We start from the raw sequence: 25,822 nt of genomic DNA on the forward strand, positions 1-25,822 counted from the left end.
AGCAAGACTCTCTCGGGCAAGCGTGCCGCCGCTGTGGCCGATTTGTAACATGTTGTGTAAATGACGCTGGGCATGCGCCCGTGTTGCAACTGCGAACGTTCCTGCCTTCGCTAACGCACCATTGGGAGTAACACGATGCGCAGCCAGTATATCATTACCCTCGTCGCAAGCGCCGCCGCTCTCGCGCTCGCCGGCCCCGCCTTTGCCCAGGATACCGAAAAGGCACCGTTCGACGGCGTCTATGTTGGCGGGACGATTGGCTTCGACGCTCAGCCCAACGATGGCAATGAGAAGATCCTGTTCGATCGCAATCTCGACGGCAATTTCGGCGACACGGTTACTACCGGGTCTGGTGCCAATGCTTTTTCGCCGGGTTTCTGTGGCGGTGCGGCAACCTCGACCGCGAATGTCGCGTGCCGTAACGACAAGGACAATATCAGCTATTCGGCGCGGATCGGCTTCGACAAGCAGTTCGGTAATATTGTCGCCGGTGTGGTTGGTGAATTCGGCAAGACCCAGATTCGCGATAGCGTCTCGGCGTTCAGTACGACGCCGGCACGCTACACGATGACACGCGAGGTCGATTACGACGCGAACCTTCGTCTGCGCCTCGGTTATGCCGCGAACACGACGTTGTTCTATGCGACCGGCGGTCCGGCCTATGCCAAGCTCGATCACAGCTTCACGACCAGCAACGGGCTGAACAGCTTCACCGGCAGCGGTGACGATGATGCCTGGGGCTTCGTCGCGGGCGGTGGTATCGAACAGAAGCTTGGCCGCAACTTCTCGATCGGTCTCGAGTATCTCTACAATCAGTACAAGGACGATGATTACACCGTCCGCGCGGGTGCCGGCACGGCGCCGGCGACCAACCCGTTCATCCTGCCGCCCAACACCACCGGCACCGACTTCGCACGCAGCGACGATCAGTTCCGCTGGCACAGCGTCCGCGCAACCGCGCAGTTCCGCTTCTAGGGTGATATCACCGGCCCGGGGTAATCTCTCACCCGGGTCATCCAGTCCGGGTGCTCGCCCACTTCCTCGGGAATGACGGAGAGAGCGTGTCGCCAGACAAAAAAAGGGCCGCCTGCGAAAGCGGGCGGCCCTTTTTTTTGGTCTTGTGCGCTGAGATCAGCGGGCGCGGACGCCACCGAACGGCAACGGCGGCGGCGGGCGGCGATCGCGGCGCGGCAGCTGCGCTTGATAGGCATGGCCGCAATGAGCGACGCAATAAGGGAAACCGGGATTCACCTTGTCGCCGCAGAAGTGGAAATCGGGTTCTCCAGGATGGCCAAGCGGCCATTTGCAGATCTTGTCGTTGAGATCGAGCAAGGTCGTCTTGTCCGCCATGTCGGCCGAGGGCTTGGCCGGCACCAGGCGGCGCGGCGGCGCCGGGGTTATCGGTGCCTGCTGCTCGCCGGGGGCCTGACGCAGGAAGCCGCCGGGGCCGACCGAACGCATGATCGGCGGAGGCGGCGCGGCGGGCTTCGCGACGACCACTTCCTCGCCGTCATCCTCGTCTTCGTCCTCTTCCTCGATCTCCTGGACCGGGGCGGGCGGAGGCGGCGCGGCGACCACCACCGGCTTGGGCGGCGGAGGAGGGGATGCGGGCTTGGGCGCGGGCGTTGCGGCAGCGACAGGCTTGGCGGCGTCGGGCTCGTTGGCCTTGACCGGCGAAGGGCGTGACTGCAGGCCAAGGCGATGCGCCTTGCCGATCACCGCATTGCGGCTGACCCCGCCGAGTTCCTCGGCGATCTGGCTCGCGGTGCTGCCGCCTTCCCACATCCTTCTCAGCGTATCGATACGCTCGTCGGTCCAGCTCATCTCAAATCCTCAAATCATGGCCGTCGTTTTACCATGGCGACTTGCAGGTGGCGGCGGCAGTCATTAGCGCGTTCGCCATGAGCAGCCAGCCCCCAATCGGCCCAGAAACCTATGGAGTTCAATCGGCGGTGTTAAACGCCCCAGGCGTTCCCGTCATCCGGAATGTCAATTGGGGCGGTCTTCGAACCCTCTATATCAAGGAGGTGCGTCGATTCTTCAAGGTGCAGCTCCAGACGATCTGGGCGCCGGCGATGCAGACGCTGTTATATCTGATCGTTTTCACAGTCGCGATGGGCGCCCGGAGCGCGGTGCATGTCGGAGGAACCGAGGTAGCATTCGCTGATTTTCTCGCTCCGGGCTTGATCGTGATGGGCATGCTGACCAACGCCTTCGCCAATGCCAGCTTCTCGCTGCTGGTCGGTAAGATCCAGGGCACGATCGTCGATTATCTGATGCCGCCGCTGTCGACCGCGGAACTGCTCGCCGCGCTGGTCGGGGGTGCGGTGACGCGCGCTTTCTGCGTCGGTTTCGCGGTGTGGTTGGCGATGCTGGTCTGGCCCGGTGTGCATGTCGTCCCGCGCAACCCGATCGCGATCCTGTGGTTCGGGCTGCTTGGTGCGACCTTCCTTGCGTTGCTCGGCGTGCTGACCTCCATCTGGGCGGAGAAGTTCGATCATGCCGCCGCGGTGACCAATTTCGTGGTCGGGCCGCTGACCCTTTTGTCGGGCACCTTCTATTCGGTCGACCGGCTGGCCCCGACCTTCCAGGCGATCAGCCACGCCAACCCGTTTTTCTACATCATCTCGGGGTTTCGCTACGGCTTTCTCGGCACGGCCGATTCGCCGATCTGGATCGGCAGCATCGTCATCCTGGCGATCGACGTGGCGCTCGGGCTGCTTTGCTATGCGCTGCTCAAGGGTGGCTGGCGGCTGAAGAACTAGGGTCGCCCAATCGGCCTCGATCGCGTGGAAACGCGAGGGAGGTCTAAACGGCGCTATGCAGTCGGCTTCGACTGCGATGATTGACGCTCCTCCGGGCAAACCCTAAAAGTCCGCTTCGGGCGACCGTTCTGGTCGCCCATTTGCTTTTCAGGAGCACCGTCATGCCGATCACCCCACTTATGCCCGTCTATCCCCGCTGCGGGGTGCGGCCGGTGCGAGGCGAGGGTGTGTATCTCTATGGTGAACGAGGCGAGAAATATCTCGACTTCGCCAGCGGCATCGCGGTCAATTCGCTGGGGCACGGTCATCCAAAGCTGGTCAAGGCGATCGCCGACCAGGCGGCGACGCTGATGCACGTGTCGAACCTGTATGGATCGCCACAGGGCGAGAAATTCGCGCAGCGGCTGGTCGATGCGAGCTTCGCCGACACGGTGTTCTTCACCAATTCGGGCGCCGAAGCGGTCGAATGCGCGATCAAGACCGCGCGCCGCTATCATTTCGTCAACGGCAATCCCGAACGCCACGACCTGATCACCTTTGATACGGCGTTCCACGGTCGGACGCTCGGCACGATCAGCGCGACCAACCAGGCGAAGATGCGCGACGGATTCGAACCGCTGCTGCCGGGTTTCAAATATGCCAATTTCAACGATCTCGAAGGTGCTTTGGCGCTGATCGACGACAACACCGCCGGCTTCCTGGTCGAACCGATCCAGGGCGAGGGCGGTATCCGCCCGGCGACCAAGGAGTTCCTCAAAGGGCTGCGCAAGGCGTGCGACGAACACGGCCTGCTGCTCGTGCTCGACGAGGTGCAGGCGGGCTATGGTCGTACCGGCAAGCTGTTCGCTCATGAACTGTACGGCGTGGTGCCGGACATTATTGCGGCCGCCAAGGGTATCGGCGGCGGCTTCCCGCTTGGCGCGTGTCTTGCGACCGAAGAAGCGGCCAAGGGTATGGTGATCGGCACGCACGGATCGACCTATGGCGGCAATCCGCTGGCGATGGCGGCGGGCGAAGCGGTGCTCGACGTGATCCTCGAGCCCGGTTTCCTTGAAAATGTCGAGCGGATGGGCGCGCGGCTGCGCCAGGCGCTCGAGCAGATGTTGCCCAATCACGATCATCTGTTCGACAGTGTGCGCGGGCACGGCCTGATGCTCGGCATCAAGCTCAAGTCCGACAGCCGCCGTTTCGTCGCGCATTGCCGCGACAATCACGGCTTGTTGACGGTGGCGGCGGGCGACAATGTCGTGCGCATCCTGCCGCCTCTGGTGATCGACGAAAACCATATCGCGGAATGTATCGAGCGGCTGAGCGAGGCGGCGCGGGTCTATGTGCCCGCTGCGGACGAGTGATGGGTTCTCAAATCCTCCCCGGACTGGGGAGGGGGACCAGCGAAGCTGGTGGAGGGGGCGTGCCAAGCAATGTTGTGCGTGGGGAGGTCTCACTCCACCATTCACTGAATAAGCGAATGGTCCCCCTCCCCGTTCCGGGGAGGATCTGATGTACCGCCACTTTTTGGACCTGTCCGATGCCGGGGGCGACGGGATTGCGGCGATGATCGCGGACGCGCTCGATCGCAAGGCGTTGCGCAAGGGCTGGCCCAAGGGCCGCGCGGATAGCGATGTGCCGCTTGCCGGCCATGTGCTGGGCATGGTGTTCGAGAAGAACTCGACGCGAACTCGCGTATCCTATGACATGGCGATGCGGCAATTGGGCGGTAGTTCGATCATACTCGATGCGGGCACCACGCAGATCGGACGCGGTGAGACGATCGCCGATACGGCGCGCGTCCTGTCGGGTTATTGCGACGCGATCATGATCCGCACCGACGATCATGCCAAGATCGAACAGATGGCCGAATACGCCAGCGTGCCGGTGATCAACGGTCTGACCGATGCATCGCATCCGAGCCAGATCATGGCCGACCTGCTCACCGTGATCGAGGCGGGCAAGCCGCTGCCCGGCCTGAAATGGGCGTGGCTCGGCGACGGCAATAATGTGCTGGCGTCGATCATGGAGGCGGCGGCGCTGATGCACTTCGACGTCGTCGCGGCGTGCCCGCAGGGCTTTATGCCATCAGGCAGCGATGTTGCCCGAGGGCAAGGGCGCGCGCGCGTCGTCGGCACTGCGGCAGAGGCTGTCGAGGGCGCGGATGTGGTGGTCACCGACACCTGGATCTCGATGGGTCAGGACCATGCCGAGACCAAATTGAAGGCGATGTGGCCCTATCAGGTCGACGAGACGCTGATGGCCAAGGCCAAGACCGATGCCGTGTTCATGCACTGCCTGCCCGCGCATCGCGGCGAGGAAGTGACCGATGCGGTGATCGACGGACCGCAGTCGCTGATCTGGAAAGAGGCTGAGAACCGCATGCATGCGCAGAAATCGATCCTGCGCTGGTGCTTTGGACAGATCGGTTGAATATTCGCCGAGTTGTTTCGCGGGTTCTAACGCCTATCTTCCGTCATCCCCGCTTTCGGGCCCCATCGAAGTAATAGTTCGATAGGGCCCGAAAGCGGGGATCCCGCTGCCTTTGTGCAGCGCCAGCAGAAGAAGCGGGATCCCCGCTTTCGCGGGGATGACAATGGAAGACGGTAACATTTACGACACCGATCGCGCGCTCGGTTTCACCATTCCGGCGCGGCACGCGCGCGGGCGGATCGTGCGGCTGGGGCCGGTGCTCGACACGATCCTGGCCGCGCATGCCTATCCGCTCGCGATCGAAGCATTGCTCGCGGAGGCGCTGACGCTTGCCGCATTGATCGGATCGACGCTCAAGGACGCCGGTGGGCAATTGACCCTGCAGGCGCAGGCCGATGGTGGCGTCGTCAAGCTGCTGGTGTGCGATTACAAGGGCGGCGAACTGCGTGGATATGTCGATTTCGACGCTGAGCGACTTGCGGCGGGGCCGGAACAGCCGAGCCTGTTTGCGCTGTTCGGCGCGGGGTATCTTGCGATAACCTTCGATCAGGCGGCGACGAAGGAGCGTTATCAGGGCATCGTGCCGCTCGATGGCGACACGCTGGCTGAGGCGGCGCAGAATTATTTCGTTCAGTCCGAGCAGATCCCGACGCTAGTCAAGCTTGGCATCGCTCGGCGCGCCGGTGGCGGGCACTTCGCCGGCGGTCTGTTCCTTCAGCACCTGCCCGAGGGCGAGGAGGGGCGCGAGCGTATCCACACGCGGCTCGACCATCCCGAATGGGAACATGTCGCGATCCTTGGCGGGACAATGGGCGCCGACGAACTCGCCGATCCGGCGCTGACGCTGGAGACCCTGGTCTGGCGGCTGTTCAACGAGGAGGACGAGGTGCGCCTGCTGTCCGAGGCCGCGCTGTCCAGGGGGTGCCGCTGCTCGCCCGACTATATCGCACAGGTGCTGGGCAAATTCCCGGTCGAAGAGCAGCGCGCCATGGCCGGCGAGGATGGCATGATCACGGTCGATTGCGCCTTTTGCGCACAAAAATTTCCCGTGCCAGTAACTGATGTCGTTTTATGACAATCAATGTCGTTTCGTAACCGTTATTGTAAGTCTTCCGATCACTCCCCAGATGATGATGGGGTATCTGGTCTGCGCATCTGGCGCGGCCGGAGATAAGCTGGATGTGATGATGCGGGTTCTGACGACAATCCGCCCGGCCTTGTTCGGGCTGCTCTTCCTGGGGTGTGTCGCTGCCGGCGAGGGTCCGGCGCGTGCGCCGCACCTCATCGCGCTCGATGCGATCGAACAGGGGCAATGGCAGCTGCGCGAGGTCGGCGGGCCGGGCGCGCGCAGCCTGTGCGTGGCCGATCCGCGCATCCTGCTTCAACTCCAGCACGGCAAGGCGCAATGTTCGCGCTTCGTCGTTGCCGACACCGCCAATTCGGCGATCGTCCATTATACCTGCCCGGGCGCCGGCCATGGCCGCACCACGATCACCGTCGAAACCGGGCGGCTGTTCAAATTGCAGACGCAAGGGATCGCCGATGGCGCACCGTTCGACTTCAGTTACGAAGCGCGCCGCGTCGGGGCTTGCGGGGTCGGCGCAGGCACGCATTAAGCGCTTGTTTACCGTGGAGTGGCAAAGCAATGCACGTGTCATTTTTCGGGCACGCTTTCTTCCCTAGCGGCTCCTGGAGGAGTCACCCCTGGGTCGCCTACGGGCGGCCCGTTTTTTGCCTGGGCCGATTTTATCCGGGGTTGCGGTGATGCGCCGTTGTCCGTAGCGCAGGACACATAATGACATCTGCAAACACCTACGCGGTCGTCCTGATCTCGGGCGGGCTGGATTCGATGGTTGCGGCGGCGCGGGCCAAAGAGGATGGACACCGGCTGCTCGCGCTCTCGATGGACTATAATCAGCGCCATCATGTCGAGCTCGCCGCGGCGCGGCGCATCGCGCATATGCTTGGCGTCGAACGCCATATCGTCATGCCGCTCGACCTGTCGGCATTCGGCGGTTCCGCGCTGACCGCCGATATCGATGTGCCGAAGACCGGGGTGGGGGAGGGGATTCCGGTCACCTATGTGCCGGCGCGCAACACAATTTTCCTGAGTCTCGCGCTCGGCTGGGCCGAGGCGGCGGGCGCGCGCGACCTGTATATCGGCGTCAACGCGCTGGATTATTCGGGTTATCCCGATTGTCGCCCCGAATTCATCGCCGCGTTCGAAGCGCTGGCCGAACTGGCGACCAAGGCCGGGGTCGAAGGTGCGCCATTCAGGATCCATGCGCCGCTGCAGCATATGACCAAGGCGGATATCGTGCGCGAAGCGGCGCGACTTGGGCTCGATGCGGGGATCAGCTGGTCCTGTTACGATCCGGCGCCGGGTGGCGTGCATTGCGGGCAGTGTGATAGCTGCCGGCTGCGCGCCAAGGGGTTTGCGGAGGCCGGGCTGCCCGATCCAACCGCCTATGCCGTCCTGCCCGCCTGAGGCTGTGGCGATGAGTTATGCCGTCAAGGAGATGTTCCTTACCCTGCAGGGTGAGGGTGTGAACGCCGGTCGGCGTGCGGTGTTCATACGCTTTGCCGGGTGCAATCTCTGGTCGGGCCGCGAGCAGGACCGGGCGACCGCGGTGTGCCGCTTCTGCGATACCGATTTCGTCGGTACGGATGGACTGGGCGGCGCGAAATTCGCCAGCGCCGAGGCACTCGCCGATACGGCGCTGGGGTTCTGGGGCGAGGGGGTGGAAGGGCGCTTCGTCGTGCTGACCGGTGGCGAGCCGATGCTCCAGGTCGATGATGCGCTGATCGAGGCGCTGCATGCGCGCGGCTTTGAGATTGCGATTGAAAGCAACGGTACCCTGGCCGTGCATCCCGGCATCGACTGGGTCTGCATCAGCCCAAAGGCGGGCAGCGAGGTCGTGCAGCGTTCAGGCGACGAGCTCAAGCTGGTCTGGCCGCAGCCCGGCACGGATATCGATACGATCGAAGGCTGGGACTTCACCCATTTCCTGCTCCAGCCGCTCGACAGCGCGGCGGCCGAGGCCAATCACGCCGCGGCAATCGCGCTGGTGATGGACCGTCCGCGCTGGCGATTGACGATCCAGACCCACAAGCTGCTGGGACTGCGCTAATTTAATAGCGCGTCACCCACTGGACGGTGGTGCCGCATTTCTTCTCGTTCCACTCGCCCTTCTTGCTCCAGCATATCGCATCGACGCGGGGCACGGTGATCGCGCGGTCGAGGCGGATGCCGCGCGGGAAGCGCTGTTCGCCATAGGGGACGAGGCTGTTGCGGAGCGAACGCATGCGGTTCATCGCCACCTGGTACAGCGTTCCGCGCGGCTGGAAGATCGCGTCGCGCCCGACCGACGAGGCGGTCTGGCAAAAGCCATATTGCGCGGTGGCGGTCGTGAAGCTGCCATAAACGCGGGTGCCGAACTGATCGAGCGCGGTCTGGCCGGCCTTGGGCGTCTTGTTGATGCGCTTGAAATATTTGGTGAGCGCCTCGTACGATTTTGCCAGCTCGTCCTTATGGTCAACCATCAGGCCGTTGTAATTGGACACCGTCAACAGCGTCGGTTCGAATTCGCAGCTGAGCGCGGCGACGTTGAGCGCGGCGCGCATGTTCCACAGCAGGGCGGCGCGGATTTCCGCATCGGTCGCGCCGGGCATTTCGACGCCGATGCCGGGCTCGTCGCCGCGCACCGGCGCACCGCTGAAATCGCGCGATGCCATGAAGAATTGTGCCGATGCCGGCGTCGCGGCGAGCGGGCCGACGGTAAGGAAGGCGGAAACCAGGATACGCAATACAGTCATCACTAACCTCTCACACTCGACGCTGCACCGGTTACGGCTTTTTGTCCGGTGCCCCAAGCATTTTCACCATGATTCCATATGCTACGACTGTCCAGCCCAACGCAGTATCGCATCCGTCCGATCATGCTGGCTGGAATCGAAAGGGCCGCCCGGTTTCCCGGGCGGCCCTGAATATAACAACCCAAAGGTCGATTACATTGCGTTCGTGGTGACCGTTTTGTTGGTCATCATGGTGTCGTTCGACATCATGGTGTCGTTCGACATCATCGTGTCGTTCGCCATCATGCCGCCATTGTCGGTTGCGCCGTCGACGGTGGTCATGTTGTCCGAGGTCATGGTGTCCATGCCTTCGGTTGCGTTCAGATCGGTAACCATCGTGTTGTCGGTGGTCGTGGTGGTGGTCGGACCACAGGCCGAAACCGCCAGCGCGGCGCCAACGATCATGGCCTTGGTGATGAATGCACGCATTTTGGAAAGCTCCCTAGATAATGGATCTGGATGGCCTCGAGACCTTTAATACCCAAACCGTGGTGGACATTAGTCTTATTAGGGTCGTGCCTCAAGCCCAGTTTTCAGGCCGAGTTTACGACGGATGAAGAAACCGTTTCAAGGAACGAGTCCGCGCCTAACGCCAAAGCGGCGTCAAAGGTTGCAAGATCTGTTGCTTTTCCGAGCTTTTGCGCGCTCGTCACGGGGAATTCGGCCAGACCACACGGCACGATGCCGCCGAAATGAGACAGGTCGGGCGACAGGTTCACGGAGAAACCGTGCATCGTGATCCATTTCTTCACGCGCACCCCGATCGCGCCGATCTTCGCCTCCTGACCCTGATCCAATGTCCAGATGCCGATCCTACCGGGCGCGCGAAACGACGAGATATCGATCCGGTCGAGCGCCGCGATCACCCATCCTTCGAGCGCGTGGACGAAGCGCCGTACATCGCGGCCGCGCTTGTTGAGGTCGAGCACGACATAGCCGATGCGCTGTCCCGGCCCGTGATAGGTGTAGCGCCCACCGCGCCCGGCATGGACCACGGGAAAGCGTGGATCGATCAGCTCGGCTGGGTCGGCGCTGGTGCCCGAGGTATAGACCGGCGGATGTTCGAGCAGCCAGATCAGTTCGCGCGCGGTGCCGAGCGCCACATCTTGCGCGCGAGCCTCCATCTCGGCGAGCGCCACGGCATAGTCGATCGGCTGCGGCGTCACGCGCCATTCGATATCATTGTTGAGAAAGCTGCTCACAATCGGCCACTTGGCCCTCCCGACCCGTCGGTGCAAGCATTGGCAAGCGCGGCATCGCTGCGCTAACAGCGAGCCAAGCGCACATAAGGCGCGGGGGAGTCGCATCGGTTATGGTCATTATGGGGAATGTCTGGGATCGCGCGACCGAGTTTCTCAGCGACAATCTGTCGGCCGTCGTGCCGCTTGCGCTATTTGCGATCTTCCTGCCGATGTCACTGCACGCAAATCTCGCGCCGCTGATGACATCTTCGCCCTTAGCGACATCAATTCTGTGGTTGATCGTGGGGATCATCGCTCGCTGGGGGCAGGTTGCGATCACCGCGCTGGCGATCGATCCCGCTGCCGGCCGCGCCGCGGCGATCGGGGTTGCGAACAAGCGGCTGTTGCCGTTGATCGGTGTGATCGCCTTGATGCTTGTCGCTGCGATGCTGCTGGTCGCGCCGATCGGTGTGGCGATGGGGCTGTCCGGCTATGATTTCACGGCGGCGATGGCCGGGAGCGGACAGGAGATGGCCCCGGCCATAGCCGGTTTCGTGGGGATTTATGGTCTGGTCGCCGTGATGCTGTTGATCTGGCTCGCCGCGCGGCTCGCGCTGGTTTATCCGATCGTCGTATGGGAGCGTCGCGGCCTGGGTGTGTTCCGCCGGTCTTTCATACTGACGCGCGGCATCACCTGGAAGATCATCGGCGTGATGGTGCTGTTCGGCATCGTTGCAACCGTGGCGATCCTTGCTGCGAAGTTCGTCTTCGGATCACTGTTGAACCTTGTTGCGGGCGGCGAAGGGGATATTTCCGTGGCGACTGTGCTCGCCTCGATTCTGGTCGGCGCGGTCGAGACCGCTTTTACGGCGTTGCTGGCCGCTTTTACCGCCAAACTCTATCTCGCGGTGCGCGACCGGCGAGAATCGATCGTCGAATCGGGCATGAATCGCGGCACACGATGAGGAATGGTATGGCGGGTACGCTCGCCGATGCGTGGGCGATGTGGAAAGCCGACCATGGCTTGTTGCTGCCGTTGGCCGGGCTGATCCTTTTCCTGCCGCTGTTTGCGATCATGCTGCTGGTGCCGGCGATGCCGTCTTTGTCGGCCGATCCTGGGATGGCCGACGCCGCGCGCCGCGCGCTGGCAGAAACGGTATCCAACTGGATGCTGACCTATGGCGGCTGGTACCTGCTGGCCTCAGCGATCGTGCAGTATGGCGCGCTGGTCGTTCTGGTGCTTTATCTTCACGCCGACCGGCCCGATCTGGGCGCGGCGCTGGCCCGCGCCTTCCGGTTGTTCCCGCGTTTCCTGCCAGCGATGATCATCACTGGCCTGCCGCTCGGCTTCGGGCAGTTCTTCGTGCTGTTCCTGCTACCCGGCCTGTATCTGTTCGGGCGGCTGATGGTGGTCGGACCGATCCTCGTCGCGGAACCGGAGCCGAGTATCCGGCGCTCGATCGCCCGCAGCTGGGCGTTGACGCGCGGCAATGGCCTGACGGCGGCGGCGCTGGCCGGGGCGACCGTCCTGGGCGGCGCGCTCGCGGCGCTGCCATTCGTGCTGATCGACCATCGCCTGACCGCCGCTAACATGGCCAACCCGGTCGTGATCGCGATGGTCGATGCCGCCGCCGCCGGGGTAACCGCAGCGACAATGCTGGCGGTAGCGCTAATTCAGATCGCCTTCTACCGGCGGTTGCTGTCGAGCCCGGCGTCGAACAAGGGTATCTGAGGCGCGGCGTCGCGCGGCAGGTCGCCGGTCAGGCGCGGATCGAGGAAGGTTTCGATCGTGCGCTTGATCGCCGCGAAGCCGGACTTGCGATAGAAGCCGAGTGCCGCTGGATGATCGAGCGTGCAGGTATGAATCCAGACACGGTCGATCCCTTTGATCCAGGCACGGTTCAACGCCTGAGCCATCAGCCAGCGGCCATGACCCTGCCCGGCAAGTTCCGGGATCAGTCCGAAATAGGACAGCTCGCAGGTGTGTGGTTCGCGAAAATCCAGTTCCAGCATGCCGACTTCGACGCCTGCCGGATCGACCACGGCAAAGATCGCCACATCGGGGTCGTGAATGATCCGGATCAGGGCGCGATCGTCCATGACCAGCCGCGAGAACCATAGCCAGGGCGCCCCGATGCGGCGGAACAGCGCGCGATATTTGTCGGGTGTCGGGCGATCCCAGGCGACCAGTCGCAGGCGCGAATCGGGCAGGGGACGCGCGGGCGGACGTTTGCGCATCTCCAGCGTAGTGACGATCGTCGCCACCTCGGCATCGGCGACCGGGGTCAGCCCCATTGGTTCACTCTCACCCCATCATTCCCGACCCGATCATTCCCCACACCATTATTCCCCACACCATTATTCCCCACACCATTATTCCCAGGTGGCGACCGGCGGCAGGCTCATCAGGATCGCGTCGATATTGCCACCGGTCTTCAATCCGAACAGCGTGCCGCGGTCATAGACCAGGTTGAACTCGGCATAACGGCCGCGCCAGTTGCGCATCGTCGCGATGTCGGCATCGCCGAACGCATCGTTCATGCGTCGCCGCACGATTCGCGGATAGGTGTCGAGGAACGTCCGCCCGATATCCTTGGTGAAGGCGAAATTGGCGGCGAAATCACCCTCGAGATGATCATAGAAGATGCCGCCGACGCCGCGATGCACGCCACGGTGCGGGATGTAGAAATAATCGTCGGCCCATTGCTTGAAGCGCGGATAATGGCCCGCGTCATGCGCGTCACACGCGGCTTTCAGCGTCGCGTGGAAATCTTCGGTGTCCCCTTCGCGCGGCAAGGGTGGATTGAGATCGGCGCCGCCGCCGAACCAGCGCTTGGTGGTGACCAGGAAGCGGGTGTTCATATGCACGGCCGGAACATGCGGGTTGGCCATGTGCGCGACCAGGCTGATGCCAGTGGCGAAGAACGTCGGATCCTCGCCCGCACCGTGGATCGATTTGGCGAAATCGCCTTCGAACGTCCCGCAGACGGTCGAGACATTGACCCCGACCTTCTCGAATATTTTGCCCTTCATCACGCCGCGCACGCCACCGCCCAAATTTTCACTGGGGCCGGGCGCGCCCGACGGATCGGTGCGGTCCCAGGCGATATAGTCGAACGCCGCGTCGGACCCGGCTTCGCGCTCGATACTTTCGAACTCGGCGCAGATCAGGTCGCGCAGCTGTTCGAACCAGCCGCGAGCCTGTGCCTGCTCGCCGTCCAGCTCTATGCCCATTTCGATCACGCGGGATATCCTCCGGTCTGCCGCAACGCCTCGCCGAGCGCGATGCCCGTCGCGACCGCGACATTCAAGGACCGCATGCCCGCCGCAAGCGGGATGCGCACCGCCAGTTCGGCGCGGTCATGCACCTCGGACGGCACGCCGCTGCTCTCCGACCCCATCAGCAGCACGTCGTCCGCCTTGAAGCGCGCCGCATCGAGGCGGATCCCGCCACGTGTGGTCAGCAGGACGATCCGCCCGGCGACCTGCGCCTCGAACGCGGCCCAGTCGATATGGCGCTTCACCAGGGCGGCCGGAACATAATCCATGCCTGCCCGGCCGAGCGCACGATCGGAAAAAGCGAATCCCATCGGCTCGATCAGGTCGATGCCGATGCCGAAGCACGCCGCCGTGCGCAAAATGGTGCCGACATTGCCGGCGATATCGGGCTGATAGAGGGCGATCCGCATGTTTCGCGCATATCCTGCGCCGCCCATACCGCAACAGGCCTAAAATGCTGTTGGCAAAGCCGTCCGCTCGCGTCTATCAGGCCGCCAGCCTCCGTGGGGACGGAACCGGCTGGCCGAGCGGGCAAATCTCTGCGCGAAGCCTCGCCACCGTCGAAACGGGTTAAGAAGTGCAAGGGCAAGTGAATGGCAATTGTTGATACCGCGGTGCCGCCCGGGGAAGATCCGGCTCCTTTCCACGAACATGTGGATGACCCGCGCCGTCGCGACTTCATCAATATCGCGGCGGTCGCCTGGATCGGTGTCGGTGGCGCGGTCACCGTGCTGCCGCTGCTCAACCAGATGAACCCATCGGCCGATGTGCTCGCGCAATCGACCACCGAAATCGATCTGTCGAAGATCGTCCCCGGACAGGCGATCAAGACCAGTTTCCGCAAACAGCCCTTGTTCGTGCGCAACCTGACGCCGAAGGAAATCGCCGAGGCCGACGCAGTGCCGATCAGCGAGCTGCGCGATCCGCAGACTCTGGCTGAGCGCACCAAGGAAGGTCACAAGAACTGGTTGATCACCCTCGGTGTGTGCACCCATCTCGGCTGCGTGCCGCTGGGCGCCGGCGAGGGCGAAATCAAGGGCCCGTTTGGCGGCTATTTCTGCCCGTGCCACGGTTCGGCGTACGATACCGCCGCACGCATCCGCAAGGGTCCGGCACCGAGCAATCTTCACGTGCCGGACTATACTTTCTCGTCGGATACGACGGTCGTCGTCGGTTGAGGATCCAGATATGAGCTTTCCCTGGGCCAAGCATTATGCGCCGACCAACCCGCTGATGAAGTGGGTCGATGAACGGCTGCCGCTCCCCCGTCTCGTCTATAATGCCGTCGGCGCCGGGTATCCGGTGCCGCGCAATCTCAATTATTTCTGGAACTTCGGCGTTCTCGCCGGTGCCGCGCTCGGCATCCAGATCATCACCGGCATCGTCCTCGCCATGCATTTCGCGGCGAATGGCGCGGTGGCGTTCGATTCGGTCGAACACATCATGCGCGACGTCAATGGCGGCTGGATGTTGCGTTATGCGCACGCCAACGGCGCGTCGATGTTCTTCATCGTCGTTTATATCCACATGTTCCGCGGGCTATATTACGGCTCGTACAAGGCACCACGCGAGATGGTGTGGCTGCTCGGCGTGGTCATCTTCCTGCTGATGATGGCAACCGCGTTCATGGGTTACGTGCTTCCGTGGGGCCAGATGAGCTTCTGGGGCGCGCAGGTGATCACCGGCTTCTTCTCGGCGATACCCGTGGTCGGCGACTCCATCCGTATCTGGCTGCTCGGCGGCTTCGCGCCGGACGACGCCGCGCTCAACCGCTTCTTCTCACTCCATTACCTGCTGCCGTTCGTGATCGCGGGCGTCATCATCCTGCACATCTGGGCGCTGCATATTCCGGGGTCGAACAACCCGACCGGCGTCGAAGTGAAGGGTGAACAGGACACGGTGCCGTTCCATCCTTACTACACGGCGAAGGACGGCTTCGGGCTCGGCATCTTCCTGCTGATCTTCGCCGTGCTGCTGTTCTACGCGCCGAATTATCTCGGCCATCCTGACAATTACGTCCCGGCCAACCCGCTCTCGACGCCCGCGCACATCGTGCCCGAATGGTATTTCTGGCCGTTCTACGCGATCCTGCGCGCCTTCACCGTGGACTTCATCCTCCCGGCGAAGCTGTGGGGCGTGCTGGCGATGTTCGGCTCGATCCTGCTGCTGTTCTTCTTGCCCTGGCTGGACAGCTCGCCGGTGCGCTCGGCCAATTACCGGCCGACCTATCGCATTTTCTTCTGGATCCTGATGCTCGACATCCTGGTGCTCGGTTATTGCGGTGGGTCGCCGGCCGATCCGGTCTATGTGATCCTCAGCCAGATCTGCGCCGCTTATTATTTCGCCCATTTCCTGATCATCATGCCGATGATCGCGCGATCCGAACGGCCACGGCCACTGCCCAATTCGATCACCGAAGCGGTGTTGTCGAAGCATGGCGGCACCAGCCCGGCCCAGAGTCCTGCCGTGTCGGCGCTGGCGTAAGCGAACAAGAGGGATATCGAAGATGGTTCGCTTTATCGCATTGCTCGTCGGGGTCGCCTTTGCCGGTGTACTCCTGCTCGCGCTGGGGAACACTGTGTACGGCCTGGCCACCGATCCGCCGGCGGCCACCGCCGAGCATGAATTCCACAAGCATCCCAAGGAACTGGCACTCGCCTCGGACGGCGTGTTCGGCAAGTTCGACGAGCGGCAGCTGCAGCGCGGGCTTCAGGTCTACAAGGAAGTCTGCTCGGCCTGCCATTCGCTGCGCCTGGTATCGTTCCGTGACCTGCAGGGCCTCGGTTACAACGAAGCTCAGGTGAAGAAGTTCGCGTCGGAATTCGACACGATCCCGACGATCAACCCCGACACGGGCGAGCCTTCGACGCGCAAGGGGATCCCGTCGGATCGCTTCCCGTCGCCGTTCGCCAACGACGTCGCCGCGCGCGCCGCGAACAACAATGCGATCCCGCCGGATCTGTCGCTGATGACCAAGGCGCGCCACGACGGCTCGGCCTATGTCTATTCGCTGCTGACCGGGTTCCAGAACCAGCCTGCGGAACTGCTCAAGCATTTCCCCGATTCGAAGACGCCAGCGGGACTGCATTACAATCCGTATTTCGCGAATCTCAATCTCGCGATGGCGCCGCCGCTCACGTCCGAGGGGCAGGTCGCGTATCTCGACGGCACGCGGCCGACCGTCGATCAGATGGCCAAGGATGTTTCGGCGTTCCTGACCTGGACCGCCGAGCCCAAGCTTCAGGCACGGCGTCAGACCGGCTTCGCGGTGATCATCTTCCTGCTGATCTTCTGCGGGCTCGCCTGGGGCGCGTATCAGAATGTCTGGCGCGACGTTAAGCATTGAGATGACCGAAGGCGCCTTGCGGGGCTCGAATGACGACATCAAGGCGCTGATCCGCACGATCCCCGACTTTCCGAAGCCGGGAATAATGTTCCGCGACATCACCACCTTGCTGCTCGACGCGCACGGCCTGGCGCAAAGCGTCGAGCGGATGGCGGCGGCGACCATCGGCAAGGTCGATCTGGTCGCCGGGATCGAGGCGCGCGGCTTTCTGTTCGCCGCCGCGCTGGCGGTGCCGCTCAGTGCCGGCGTGCTGCTGATCCGCAAGGGCGGCAAGCTGCCCGGCGCGACGATCGCCGAAGATTATGCATTGGAATATGGTACCGACCGGATCGCGATGCATGCCGATGCCTGCACACCCGGTGCCAATGTCCTGCTGATCGACGACCTGATCGCGACCGGCGGCACCGCGCGGGCGGCAGTGCGTCTGTTGCGCAAGGCGGGCGCTCTGGTGACGCAGGCGCAGTTCCTGGTCGATCTGCCCGATCTCGGCGGAGCGGACGCGCTGCGCGCCGATGGTGTCGAGGTCGCGTCGCTGGTTGCCTTCGCGGGGCATTGAGTGCCGTCGGATAGGGAGGTTGAGTGGAACAACGCTCACCCCGGCATCGTTCTATCATCATAAGCGGCGTAGTCCGCCGCACCTGATGCTCTGGAGAGTGGCGATGTTTTTGCCCAGGATTGGGTTTTCACCCCGGATAGGCCTTGCGGCCCTCGCGCTTGCCGCGACCATCGGCCTTGGCGGCTGCACCGACGGCTATGGTTATAACGGCGTCTCGCTCGGCTACGGCTCGGGCGACTATTATGACGCGTCATATTATGACGGCGGCTATGGTTATGGTGGCGGTTATGGTGGCGGTTATGGCTGGTACGGCGACTATTATTATCCCGGCACCGGCTATTACATCTATGATCGCAATCGCCGTGCGCATCGCTGGAACGACGGCCAGCGTCGTTATTGGGAAGGGCGTCGCGACCATCACTGGGATGGCCGCAATAGGCGCGACAATTGGCAGGGTTTCAACCGCGACCGCGGCGTCGACAATCGCGACGATCGCCAGAATCGCTGGGGTGGACGCCAGGGCTATCGCAACGGACAAGCGACGTCGGGCCAGGTCCGGGAAGAGCGACGCGATAGTGACCGAACCTATAACCCGGGGAATCGCGGCGACCGTGGCGCGTCGCGGCAGGGAAACCGGCCCGGCCGACGCAACTGATCTGCGACTGTCCTTCGGCCTCGGCCGGAGGATATCAGACCTTGGGGCGCGTCTGGACCAGGCCGATCGAGGTAAACGTCATCACCGGCGCGTTGTCCTGGTTGATCACCGTCATCTTGGAACGGAAGCTGCCCATTTCCGGGCGGCTTTGTGACGGGCGCTTCTCGATGACTTCGGTCTCGCAGCGCAGCGTGTCGCCCGGATAGACCGGCTTGAGCCAGCGCAGTTCGTCGAGCCCGGGTGAGCCCAGCCCGGCCTGCTTGCTGGCCTTCAGATTGGCGACGATCATCGACATGACCATGCCACACGTGTGCCAGCCGCTCGCTGAAAGCCGCCCGAAATGAGTCTTCGCCGCCGCCTCGTCGGAGAGGTGAAAGGGCTGCGGATCGAACTTCTCGGCATAGGCGATCACTTCTTCGCGGGTGACCTGATAGCTGCCAAAGCTGGCCTTGGCGCCGACGGCGATATCCTCGAAATATTGCATGATTTGAGTTTCGCAATGAAACTCGCCTAATGCAAGTGTGAGCAAGCGCACGTGACGAATTTAGCGTCTCGCCGCGTTCCAAGTTGCCAGGCTGCCATCGGTCGCAGCGGGCGCGATGCCGAGCGTCGCGGCGAGCAGCGGCTGGATATCGACATTGTCGAACGCGGGCAGGACGCGCCCATTGGCAAAGGCCGGGCCATTGGCGATGAACAAAGCCGCCATTGCCGGGTCGGCATTGTCGTAACCGTGATTGCCGCCGCTGAATTGGTCGGCCGGCGCGCTCTTGTTGATCGACCAGCCGGTTTCGGCGAGGCACAGATAAGGCGGCACGCGCGGGTTTTTACCATAGGCGAAGCGCGCCGGAATGTCTGCCTTGCGCCAGCATTGCATATGGTCGTGGGGTTTGAGCAGGGCTTTCTCCAGCGCCGCTTCATGTCCCGGAATCGCGGCGAGTGCGGCATAGGGGCCGGTCTCGACGATGCGATAGTCCGCCGGGTCGGCGACCTTGTCGAGCGCGACGACACGCTCGCTGCTGGTCGCGGCCATGCCGTGATCGGCAACGACGACCAGATTGGCGGGCTGGCCGAGCGATGTCAGTCCATCGACGAGTTCGCCGATGGTCTTGTCGATATCACCGACCGCTATGGTGGTGCGCGTATCGTCGGGGCCGAAGATATGGCCGGCCGTATCGACCGTATCGAAATACAGCGTCACGAAGCGGGGGCGGGTCGCCGCCGGGCGACGCATCCAGTCGATCACCGCGTTGACGCGTTGCGTGCCGCTCACCGCCTGGTTGAATTGCTGCCAGTCGTCGGGCCGCGCACCGCCAGTGATCGTGTTGGGCCATTTTGGCGCGCGCGTGCCGCCGACCGGCACGTTCGATCCCGGCCAGAACATCGTCGCGGTGCGGATCCCCGCCTTGTCGGCGGTCACCCAGAGCGGTTCGGCCCCGCTCCACCAAAAGGGGTCGTCGGTCGCCATGGTGAAGGTCTCGCCGGGCCGGTTGGCATCCTCCATCGTGTTGGCGACGATGCCGTTGTGATCGGGGCGCAGTCCGGTGACCAACGTATAATGGTTGGGGAAGGTCTTGGACGGAAAGGACGGGCGCATCGGCGCCGTTACGCCGCCGGCCGCCAGCGCGGACAGGACCGGCGTCACGCCGCGTGTCAGATAATCGGGGCGGAAACCGTCGATCGACACCAGGATCGTCACCGGAGTGCGGACCCCCGCCGCGACCGGCAGGACCGGCGTATTGGCCGGCGCGGTGACGCAGGCCTGAAGTGCCACGCAAAGCATGGCAGCGATGATACGGCTGATCCAGTGCATCACCGCCTCCTGCGTCAGTTCCGCGTCACTCGTATGACGCCGTCATCCGGTAATCGCCCTACGCTCAGACATTGAAGCGGAACAACAGCACATCGCCGTCGTGGACGACATATTCCTTGCCCTCGGAGCGCAGCTTGCCCGCGTCGCGCGCGCCGCTTTCGCCGCCGAGCGCGATATAATCGTCATAGGCGATCGTTTCGGCGCGGATGAAGCCTCGTTCGAAATCGGTGTGGATCTCGCCCGCCGCCTGCGGTGCCTTGGCGCCGACATGGACGGTCCAGGCGCGCGCTTCCTTCGGCCCGACGGTGAAGAAGGTGATCAGGTGGAGCAGCGAGTATCCGGCGCGGATCACGCGGGTGAGACCGGTTTCCTCCAGCCCCAGCTCGGCGAGGAACTCGCCGCGCTCTCCCGGCGCCATGGTGGCGATCTCCGCCTCGATCGCGGCCGAGACGATCACCGCCTCGGCACCCTCCGCCTTGGCCTTTTCGAACACGCGCGCCGACAAGGCGTTGCCGTTGGCGGCATCACCCTCATCGACGTTGCAGACATATAGGACTGGCTTGGAGGTTAGCAGCTGCGCCTGGGCGAAGACACGCGTCTCTTCTTCGTCCTTGGGCATTGTCAGCCGTGCGGGCTTGCCCTCGCGCAACAGGTCGAGCGCCTGGCCGAGCACCGAGGCGGCGATCTTGGCTTCCTTGTCGCCCTGCGCGGCTTTTTTGGCAAAATTGGGCACGCGCTTTTCAAGGCTTTCCAGGTCGGACAGCATCAATTCGGTCTCGACCGTCTCGGCATCGGCGATCGGATCGACCTTGCCCTCGACATGGGTGACATCGCCGTCCTCGAAGCAGCGCAGCACGTGCACCACGGCATCGACCTCACGGATGTTACCGAGGAACTGGTTGCCCAGGCCTTCGCCCTTGGATGCGCCACGCACCAGGCCGGCGATATCGACAAAGCCGAGCTGGGTTTCGATGATCTTGGCCGAACCGGCGATCGCCGCAAGCTTGTCGAGCCGCGGATCGGGCACCGCGACATTGCCGACATTCGGCTCGATCGTGCAGAACGGATAATTCGCCGCCTGCGCCGCTGCCGTCTCCGTCAGCGCGTTGAACAGCGTCGACTTGCCGACATTGGGCAAGCCCACGATACCGCACCGAAAACCCATCTCATCGCCTTGATCGTCATGAAGCCGGGCCACCCGGCGGTTGGTGACGCGCGATAGGGGGTTCGGGCGCCGAGCGCCAGTGCCGCGTTACCGGGCGATGATCATGCGCTTCAACTGACCAGGCGGAGCGGACTTTCAGTCCCGATGGTATGAACCCCGGTGGCGCGTTCCTGGTGCATCCGCGCTAGGGTCAGATGGACCCGCGCGACCGATGGATCGGTGGCGCCATGCGCGCGCCGGGTTTCGGCCTGCGCGCGTTGCTCGTGATATTCCCGATCGTCAAACCGCATCATCCGAACCCCTGTCCGAGTCGTTTGGTACCGTTCGCGGGTCATAGCAGAAAATGCGGCGAGCCGCCTTAATATCCCTCTAGCCGGAACATCTCCGCTCAATCTGGCCTCGCCGGAGATCGGCGGCATCGGCAAGTCGAAATTGTCCCGCGGCGCAAGCCCGCCCTCGCGTCGCATCGGGCATTAAAATCATTTAAGCCGAATCGGCCCGACCCAGGTTAATCAGGCTACCTGAGTCGCGGCTCAGCGATAATTGAAGCTGATACTGATCCGCTTGCTCTTCGCGGCGCCCGGCGGCACTTCGTGGCGCAGCCAGCTCTCCCACAGCAGTACCGTGCCATCGGACGGGTCGACATAAACAAAGCTGCGCAAATCCTCCGGCGCGTCGTCGTTGCGGGTCGGCGCGGCCATCATCAGCGGCAGGCGCGGATCCTCCAGCTTGAGCGGCCCGGCGCCGGACGGGACGGCGATATAGACCGTGCCGGAGACGACCGAATGCGGGTGGATATGGCCGGAATGCGTGCCGCCGGGCTTCAGGATGTTGACCCACAGGCTCTCGAGCTTGAGCTTGCGTCCGCCCAGATCGAACGCGCAATCGGCGGCGAATGTCGCGACATGCTTGTTGAGCCGCTTGACCAGTTCGCCGATCGTCGGATCACGCAACGGCAAATCGTTCAGCGAGGCGTAGGAGGTATAGCCGCGATAGCCATGCTCCTTCGACCAGGCGCGGCCGGCGCGGTCGTCCTCGGCGAGCATGCGGCAGGCATGGTCGAGCTCCTCGACGAATTCGGGGTCGTTCAGGCTGCCTTCGTAGAGGCGGGTGGCAAACAGGCTGCGGCTGGTCATGAATCTGCCAATCTGAGCGCGACATCGCTCATGAAACGTGCATCGTCCTGCTTGGCGAGCCACGGTGTCTCGGCCACGATCGCGCCGAGCAGGTCGGCGAGAGAGTCCATCTCCGCCTTTGCGTAATTGCCCAGCACATGGCCGTGCACGCGGTCCTTGTGACCGGGATGGCCGATGCCGATGCGCACGCGGCGGAAATCGGGGCCGAGATGCTGGTCGATCGACTTCAGGCCATTATGCCCCGCGGTGCCGCCGCCGATCTTCACCTTGACGCGAAACGGGTCGAGATCGAGTTCGTCGTGAAACACGGTCAGCGCGTCCATATCGAGCTTGTAGAAGCGCAACGCTTCGCCGACGCTCCGCCCGCTTTCGTTCATGAAGGTCGCTGGCTTTAGCAGCAGGATCTTCTCGCCGCCGACGCGTCCTTCCTGGGTCCAGCCCTGGAACGCCTTTTTCACCGGGCCGAAATCATACAGGTCGGCGATCGTGTCGGCGACCATGAAGCCGACATTGTGCCGGTTGAGCGCATATTGCGCGCCGGGATTACCAAGGCCGACCCAGAGTTGCATGCGATCTCACTGAGGCAAAGTGGAGGAGGAGGCAAAGAGAAAGGGGAGGCAAAGAAAAAGGGCAGGGGAAGCGGCCTTTGCGACCAGCATCCACTGCCCCTCTTCCAACCCTCTCCCGTGAAGGGAAAGGGGCAATATCCGGTTACTCGGCCTTGTCGCCTTCGGCGGCGTCGTCGCCACCTTCGGTCGTCTCGGCTTCGTCTTCGACGGCTTCAGCAGCTTCGGCTGCCTGCGCTTCGGCAACGGCGGCGTCGGCTTCTTCGTCCTCGACGGTCGGGACGGTCGGCGGCACGATCGTCGCGATGGTGAAGTCGCGGTCGGTGATCGCCGAGGTCACGCCCTTGGGCAGGTCGATGTCGGAGATGTGGATCGCATCGCCGATTTCCTTGCCGGCGAGCGAGATGGTGATCTGGTCGGGGATGTCGGCCGCGTCGCACACGAGTTCAAGCTCATGCTTGACCACGTTGAGCACGCCATTGCCCTTCTTGATGCCAGGTGCGTCTTCCTCGTCGGTGAACACGACGGGAACGTTGACGTGAACCGTGGTGTGCGCACCGATGCGCAGGAAATCGACATGCACCGGACGATCGGACACGGCGTCGAACGCGACATCCTTGGGCAGAGTGCGGATGGTCTTGCCACCGGCATCGACCATCACGACCGAATTCATGAAGTGACCCGTCATCAGGAGGCGCATCAGCGCCTTTTCCTCGACGTGGATCGACAATGGTTCTTGCTTGTTGCCGTAGATTACGGCGGGTACGCGGCCTTCGCGACGCAGCGAACGGGAGGCTCCCTTGCCAACCTGTTCACGCGTCTCGGCTGCGAGCGTCAGCTGTTCGCTCATGTTCTTGCTCCGAAATACGTTATGGTGCTTCCCGTCAGGCCTCCAGGGATGACCCTGACCGGAAGCGCGGCGCTATAGGGGAGGAGGGGGCAAGAAGCAACTATTGGACTCGCTCGACCTTCAGGCCGCGCGCGCGGAGCATCGCGACGACCGATCGACCACCCGCGAGATGGCCCGCACCGACCGCCACCAGCAGCTTGCCGGGCGTGTTCATGCGTCGCGCGATCCAGCCCGACCATCTGGCGTTGCGGTCGGTCACGAGTGTCTTTTCCAGTTCCGGCGCGCCGCGAAAGCCGGGTTCGAAACTGGCCGCGATCCTTGCGGTGTCACCCGCGCTCCATGCTGCCAGCGTCCCGGCATAGGCCTCGCGCTGCTCGATGGAACGAACCAGCAACACGCGCTGGGCCAACTCGGGCAGGGTGTCGAACAGTGCCAATTGCCCGACCTGGGTCTCAAGCGCGCGGCGCGGCTTGCCCGTGTCGGCGAAGCGCTGCGTGAGCACCGCCTCCATGCCATGATCAATCGTGGCGTGCGTCGCCCGGCTCGACCCAGCGCCCAGCGCCGCCGCAGCCGCCCAGCTCTTCATGCCGTCGAGCGCCGCGATCGACAGGCCCGATCGGGCCGCCGCCTCTTTCAGCACGGCGCGTCGGTCGGCCGGCAAACGATCGATGATCGGTGGCAGGCCTTGCCCCCGTGCGGCCGCCGCGAAGATCGCCGATGCCTGTGCGGGCGGCTGTGCCGGAATTTCGGTCACCAGCATATCGGCACCGTCGATCGCTGCCATTATTGCCGGCGTTTCCCAATGCACTTCGGGCGGCAGGACATGGATCGTGCCGAGCAGCCAGATCACCGTGTCGGCATCCTGCACGCGCCACAGCGCCGGCCGCGCCTCAATCGGCGCAGGCCGGCTACAGGCTGCGGCGAGGAGCGCACACGCCCCCGCTACCAGAACCGCGATGGGTCTGTTTGGAAATGTGCCGGCAGGCGCATTTGGCGGTATCGGCCCGCTCCCCCTCCCGGCCACCCATTCAGGATATGCTGTGGGTGGCCGGGAGGGGGAGCGGGCCGGAACCGCCTTTGAAATTCGCGAAAGAGCGAATTTCCAAACAGACTCCAAGGCCCTCAATAGTCGACCCGCGTCGCCTTCAGCCCGTATTTCAGGAGCTGATGCTGCACGCTGTCCGGCCCGGCCAGGTGCCCGGCGCCGACCGCGACGAATATTGTGCCCGGCTGCTTCATGCGATCGGCGATGACCTTCGCCCAGCGTATGTTGCGGTTCTTGAGCAGCACGTCATAGAGCGAGCGCGATTCCTTGAGCTCCTCGTTCATCATGTTGCCGAGTTTCACGTCCTCACCCTTGGTCCAGTAACCGAGCATCTCATTGATCTTCGGCGCGAACTCCTCGGCCTCATCGATGCTGCTCATCAGGAAGGTGACCTGTGCGTCCTCGGGAAGCGTGTCGAAATAGCCGATCTGCTGCGCGAAGGTCTCGAAACCGGACAGGCGTTTGCCACTTGCCTTGGCGGCTTTGGAAAGCTGCGCCTCGGTCCCGTCATCGGGGCTATAGCCGGCCTTCTGCATCGCGATCTGCGACAACATGATGCTGACGAACCATGGTTCATATTGCTCGACTGCGGCGGGGGGCAGGCCGAGCTTGGTCATGCCGGCGGTGTAGGCGGCACGCTTCGCCTCGGGGATCTTGTCGGACAGTTTCTTGCCGCTGCTGTCGGTGGCGAGCGGCATCATGATCTTCTGGATCTCGACCGGGTCGGGCATGTTGAGTTCGAGCACGACTTGGTCACTGGCGTCGAACGCGGTCTTCACGGCCTCGTCGAACCAGCCGAGATTGGGTTTCAGCGCATGGAAGGTACCGAACAGATAGATCGTCGTGCCCGTGTCCTTCACCACCCATAAGGCGGGATCGGCATCGACGATCGCGGCGGCTGCGGTCGGGCCTGGCGCTGGAACGGGCGCTGGAGCCGGGGCGGTCTGCGCCAGGGCGGGGGTGGCGGACAGGGTTGCCGCGATCAGCGCGGCGACGAAACGCTTCATCTATTGTTCCTTCTACACGGGCACGCAAATGGGGATGGATCTGCCCTAACGGAAGCACCGCCACGAAAAGGTTACCACCGCGACCGATATTGTGAGCAGGAATACGACATTGCCGTGGGGGATGGTCAGGTTGCCTTGCCCAGCGATCACCAGCGAATCCGTTTTCTACTTTTAGCCCGACGGCA

At 63.3% G+C, this 25,822-nt stretch carries 31 protein-coding genes; 15 read left to right on the plus strand and 16 right to left on the minus strand.

Going from position 1 to position 25,822, the window contains the following annotated elements:
• Window positions 1-135: 135 nt before the first annotated feature.
• Window positions 136-975 (plus strand): outer membrane protein, encoded by an 840-nt coding sequence (locus ACVWZA_RS14740; protein WP_457312006.1) that lies wholly within the window; start codon window positions 136-138, stop codon window positions 973-975.
• 156 nt (window positions 976-1,131) lie between these two features.
• Here the strand turns inward: ACVWZA_RS14740 and ACVWZA_RS14745 are convergent, their stop codons facing one another.
• Complete coding sequence (locus tag ACVWZA_RS14745; protein ID WP_457312007.1) at window positions 1,132-1,824, minus strand: GcrA family cell cycle regulator; 693 nt, start codon at window positions 1,822-1,824, stop codon at window positions 1,132-1,134.
• Between the two features lie 77 nt (window positions 1,825-1,901).
• Between ACVWZA_RS14745 and ACVWZA_RS14750 the strand changes: the two genes are divergently transcribed.
• From ACVWZA_RS14750 to queE, 7 genes are all read left to right on the plus strand, one after another.
• The gene (locus ACVWZA_RS14750) at window positions 1,902-2,765 is read left to right on the plus strand and encodes an ABC transporter permease (RefSeq protein ID WP_457312008.1); all 864 of its coding nucleotides are present in this window, start codon (window positions 1,902-1,904) and stop codon (window positions 2,763-2,765) included.
• A 161-nt stretch (window positions 2,766-2,926) separates the two neighbouring features.
• Window positions 2,927-4,117: an acetylornithine transaminase gene (locus ACVWZA_RS14755; RefSeq protein WP_457312009.1), complete on the plus strand. Its 1,191-nt coding sequence runs from the start codon at window positions 2,927-2,929 to the stop codon at window positions 4,115-4,117.
• Window positions 4,118-4,265: 148 nt separating this feature from the next.
• Window positions 4,266-5,186, plus strand: coding sequence for an ornithine carbamoyltransferase (gene argF / locus ACVWZA_RS14760; protein ID WP_457312010.1), 921 nt, complete (start codon window positions 4,266-4,268; stop codon window positions 5,184-5,186).
• A gap of 163 nt (window positions 5,187-5,349) precedes the next feature.
• On the plus strand, window positions 5,350-6,261 hold the full coding sequence (gene hslO, locus ACVWZA_RS14765; RefSeq protein ID WP_457312011.1) for an Hsp33 family molecular chaperone HslO: 912 nt from the start codon (window positions 5,350-5,352) through the stop codon (window positions 6,259-6,261).
• Window positions 6,262-6,373: 112 nt separating this feature from the next.
• Window positions 6,374-6,802 (plus strand): DUF3617 domain-containing protein, encoded by a 429-nt coding sequence (locus tag ACVWZA_RS14770; protein WP_457312012.1) that lies wholly within the window; start codon window positions 6,374-6,376, stop codon window positions 6,800-6,802.
• Window positions 6,803-6,981: 179 nt separating this feature from the next.
• Window positions 6,982-7,674: a 7-cyano-7-deazaguanine synthase QueC gene (gene queC, locus ACVWZA_RS14775; RefSeq protein ID WP_457312013.1), complete on the plus strand. Its 693-nt coding sequence runs from the start codon at window positions 6,982-6,984 to the stop codon at window positions 7,672-7,674.
• A gap of 10 nt (window positions 7,675-7,684) precedes the next feature.
• Window positions 7,685-8,317 (plus strand): 7-carboxy-7-deazaguanine synthase, encoded by a 633-nt coding sequence (queE, locus tag ACVWZA_RS14780; protein ID WP_457312014.1) that lies wholly within the window; start codon window positions 7,685-7,687, stop codon window positions 8,315-8,317.
• A gap of 1 nt (window position 8,318) precedes the next feature.
• Here queE and ACVWZA_RS14785 read toward each other — a convergent pair whose 3' ends face one another.
• The 3 genes from ACVWZA_RS14785 to lipB form a co-directional block, all read right to left on the minus strand.
• Window positions 8,319-9,002 carry a hypothetical protein gene (locus ACVWZA_RS14785; RefSeq protein WP_457312015.1) on the minus strand — a complete coding sequence of 228 codons (684 nt, stop codon included), beginning with the start codon at window positions 9,000-9,002 and terminating at the stop codon, window positions 8,319-8,321.
• 192 nt (window positions 9,003-9,194) lie between these two features.
• The gene (locus tag ACVWZA_RS14790; RefSeq protein WP_457312016.1) at window positions 9,195-9,470 is read right to left on the minus strand and encodes a hypothetical protein; all 276 of its coding nucleotides are present in this window, start codon (window positions 9,468-9,470) and stop codon (window positions 9,195-9,197) included.
• 104 nt (window positions 9,471-9,574) lie between these two features.
• Window positions 9,575-10,243, minus strand: a complete 669-nt coding sequence (gene lipB / locus ACVWZA_RS14795) for a lipoyl(octanoyl) transferase LipB (RefSeq protein ID WP_457312017.1) — start codon at window positions 10,241-10,243, stop codon at window positions 9,575-9,577.
• 110 nt (window positions 10,244-10,353) lie between these two features.
• Between lipB and ACVWZA_RS14800 the strand changes: the two genes are divergently transcribed.
• A complete protein-coding gene (locus ACVWZA_RS14800; RefSeq protein WP_457312018.1) occupies window positions 10,354-11,187 on the plus strand; it encodes a hypothetical protein in 834 nt (277 codons plus the stop codon).
• Entirely contained in the window at window positions 11,184-11,954 is a 771-nt protein-coding gene (locus tag ACVWZA_RS14805; protein ID WP_457312019.1) for a hypothetical protein, read from the plus strand. The genes ACVWZA_RS14800 and ACVWZA_RS14805 overlap by 4 nt, the downstream gene beginning before the upstream one ends.
• Here ACVWZA_RS14805 and ACVWZA_RS14810 read toward each other — a convergent pair.
• The 3 genes from ACVWZA_RS14810 to ACVWZA_RS14820 form a co-directional block, all read right to left on the minus strand.
• A complete protein-coding gene (locus tag ACVWZA_RS14810; protein WP_457312020.1) occupies window positions 11,909-12,517 on the minus strand; it encodes a GNAT family N-acetyltransferase in 609 nt (202 codons plus the stop codon). The genes ACVWZA_RS14805 and ACVWZA_RS14810 overlap by 46 nt on opposite strands.
• 78 nt (window positions 12,518-12,595) lie before the next feature.
• Window positions 12,596-13,456, minus strand: coding sequence for an oxygen-dependent coproporphyrinogen oxidase (gene hemF, locus ACVWZA_RS14815; protein ID WP_457312048.1), 861 nt, complete (start codon window positions 13,454-13,456; stop codon window positions 12,596-12,598).
• Window positions 13,457-13,461: 5 nt separating this feature from the next.
• Window positions 13,462-13,911: a tRNA (cytidine(34)-2'-O)-methyltransferase gene (locus ACVWZA_RS14820; protein WP_457312021.1), complete on the minus strand. Its 450-nt coding sequence runs from the start codon at window positions 13,909-13,911 to the stop codon at window positions 13,462-13,464.
• Between the two features lie 183 nt (window positions 13,912-14,094).
• Here ACVWZA_RS14820 and petA point away from each other — a divergent pair, with 183 nt between their 5' ends.
• The 5 genes from petA to ACVWZA_RS14845 all read left to right on the plus strand — a co-directional run bounded on the left by petA (window position 14,095) and on the right by ACVWZA_RS14845 (window position 18,058).
• Entirely contained in the window at window positions 14,095-14,679 is a 585-nt protein-coding gene (gene petA / locus ACVWZA_RS14825; RefSeq protein WP_457312022.1) for a ubiquinol-cytochrome c reductase iron-sulfur subunit, read from the plus strand.
• Between the two features lie 10 nt (window positions 14,680-14,689).
• Window positions 14,690-15,985, plus strand: coding sequence for a cytochrome b (locus ACVWZA_RS14830; protein ID WP_457312023.1), 1,296 nt, complete (start codon window positions 14,690-14,692; stop codon window positions 15,983-15,985).
• 22 nt (window positions 15,986-16,007) lie between these two features.
• Window positions 16,008-16,847 carry a cytochrome c1 gene (locus ACVWZA_RS14835; RefSeq protein ID WP_457312024.1) on the plus strand — a complete coding sequence of 280 codons (840 nt, stop codon included), beginning with the start codon at window positions 16,008-16,010 and terminating at the stop codon, window positions 16,845-16,847.
• Window position 16,848: 1 nt separating this feature from the next.
• Window positions 16,849-17,403 (plus strand): adenine phosphoribosyltransferase, encoded by a 555-nt coding sequence (locus ACVWZA_RS14840; RefSeq protein ID WP_457312025.1) that lies wholly within the window; start codon window positions 16,849-16,851, stop codon window positions 17,401-17,403.
• A gap of 103 nt (window positions 17,404-17,506) precedes the next feature.
• Window positions 17,507-18,058: a hypothetical protein gene (locus ACVWZA_RS14845; RefSeq protein WP_457312026.1), complete on the plus strand. Its 552-nt coding sequence runs from the start codon at window positions 17,507-17,509 to the stop codon at window positions 18,056-18,058.
• A gap of 34 nt (window positions 18,059-18,092) precedes the next feature.
• On the opposite strand, the gene ACVWZA_RS14850 is transcribed toward ACVWZA_RS14845, so the two are convergent.
• The 9 genes from ACVWZA_RS14850 to ACVWZA_RS14890 form a co-directional block, all read right to left on the minus strand.
• Complete coding sequence (locus ACVWZA_RS14850; protein ID WP_457312027.1) at window positions 18,093-18,542, minus strand: MaoC family dehydratase; 450 nt, start codon at window positions 18,540-18,542, stop codon at window positions 18,093-18,095.
• A gap of 60 nt (window positions 18,543-18,602) precedes the next feature.
• A complete protein-coding gene (locus ACVWZA_RS14855; RefSeq protein WP_457312028.1) occupies window positions 18,603-19,868 on the minus strand; it encodes an alkaline phosphatase family protein in 1,266 nt (421 codons plus the stop codon).
• Window positions 19,869-19,932: 64 nt separating this feature from the next.
• Entirely contained in the window at window positions 19,933-21,033 is a 1,101-nt protein-coding gene (gene ychF, locus ACVWZA_RS14860) for a redox-regulated ATPase YchF (RefSeq protein WP_457312029.1), read from the minus strand.
• Window positions 21,034-21,143: 110 nt separating this feature from the next.
• Complete coding sequence (locus ACVWZA_RS14865; protein WP_457312030.1) at window positions 21,144-21,326, minus strand: hypothetical protein; 183 nt, start codon at window positions 21,324-21,326, stop codon at window positions 21,144-21,146.
• A gap of 240 nt (window positions 21,327-21,566) precedes the next feature.
• Window positions 21,567-22,169 (minus strand): TIGR02466 family protein, encoded by a 603-nt coding sequence (locus ACVWZA_RS14870; protein ID WP_457312031.1) that lies wholly within the window; start codon window positions 22,167-22,169, stop codon window positions 21,567-21,569.
• The gene (pth, locus tag ACVWZA_RS14875) at window positions 22,166-22,738 is read right to left on the minus strand and encodes an aminoacyl-tRNA hydrolase (protein WP_457312032.1); all 573 of its coding nucleotides are present in this window, start codon (window positions 22,736-22,738) and stop codon (window positions 22,166-22,168) included. Before pth ends, ACVWZA_RS14870 begins: the two co-directional genes overlap by 4 nt.
• Window positions 22,739-22,880: 142 nt before the next feature.
• On the minus strand, window positions 22,881-23,585 hold the full coding sequence (locus ACVWZA_RS14880) for a 50S ribosomal protein L25/general stress protein Ctc (RefSeq protein ID WP_457312033.1): 705 nt from the start codon (window positions 23,583-23,585) through the stop codon (window positions 22,881-22,883).
• A gap of 100 nt (window positions 23,586-23,685) precedes the next feature.
• Complete coding sequence (locus ACVWZA_RS14885; RefSeq protein WP_457312034.1) at window positions 23,686-24,453, minus strand: TraB/GumN family protein; 768 nt, start codon at window positions 24,451-24,453, stop codon at window positions 23,686-23,688.
• A gap of 254 nt (window positions 24,454-24,707) precedes the next feature.
• Entirely contained in the window at window positions 24,708-25,637 is a 930-nt protein-coding gene (locus tag ACVWZA_RS14890) for a TraB/GumN family protein (RefSeq protein ID WP_457312035.1), read from the minus strand.
• Window positions 25,638-25,822: the final 185 nt, after the last annotated feature.

The sequence above is a fragment of the Sphingomonas sp. UYAg733 genome (genome assembly GCF_054057355.1).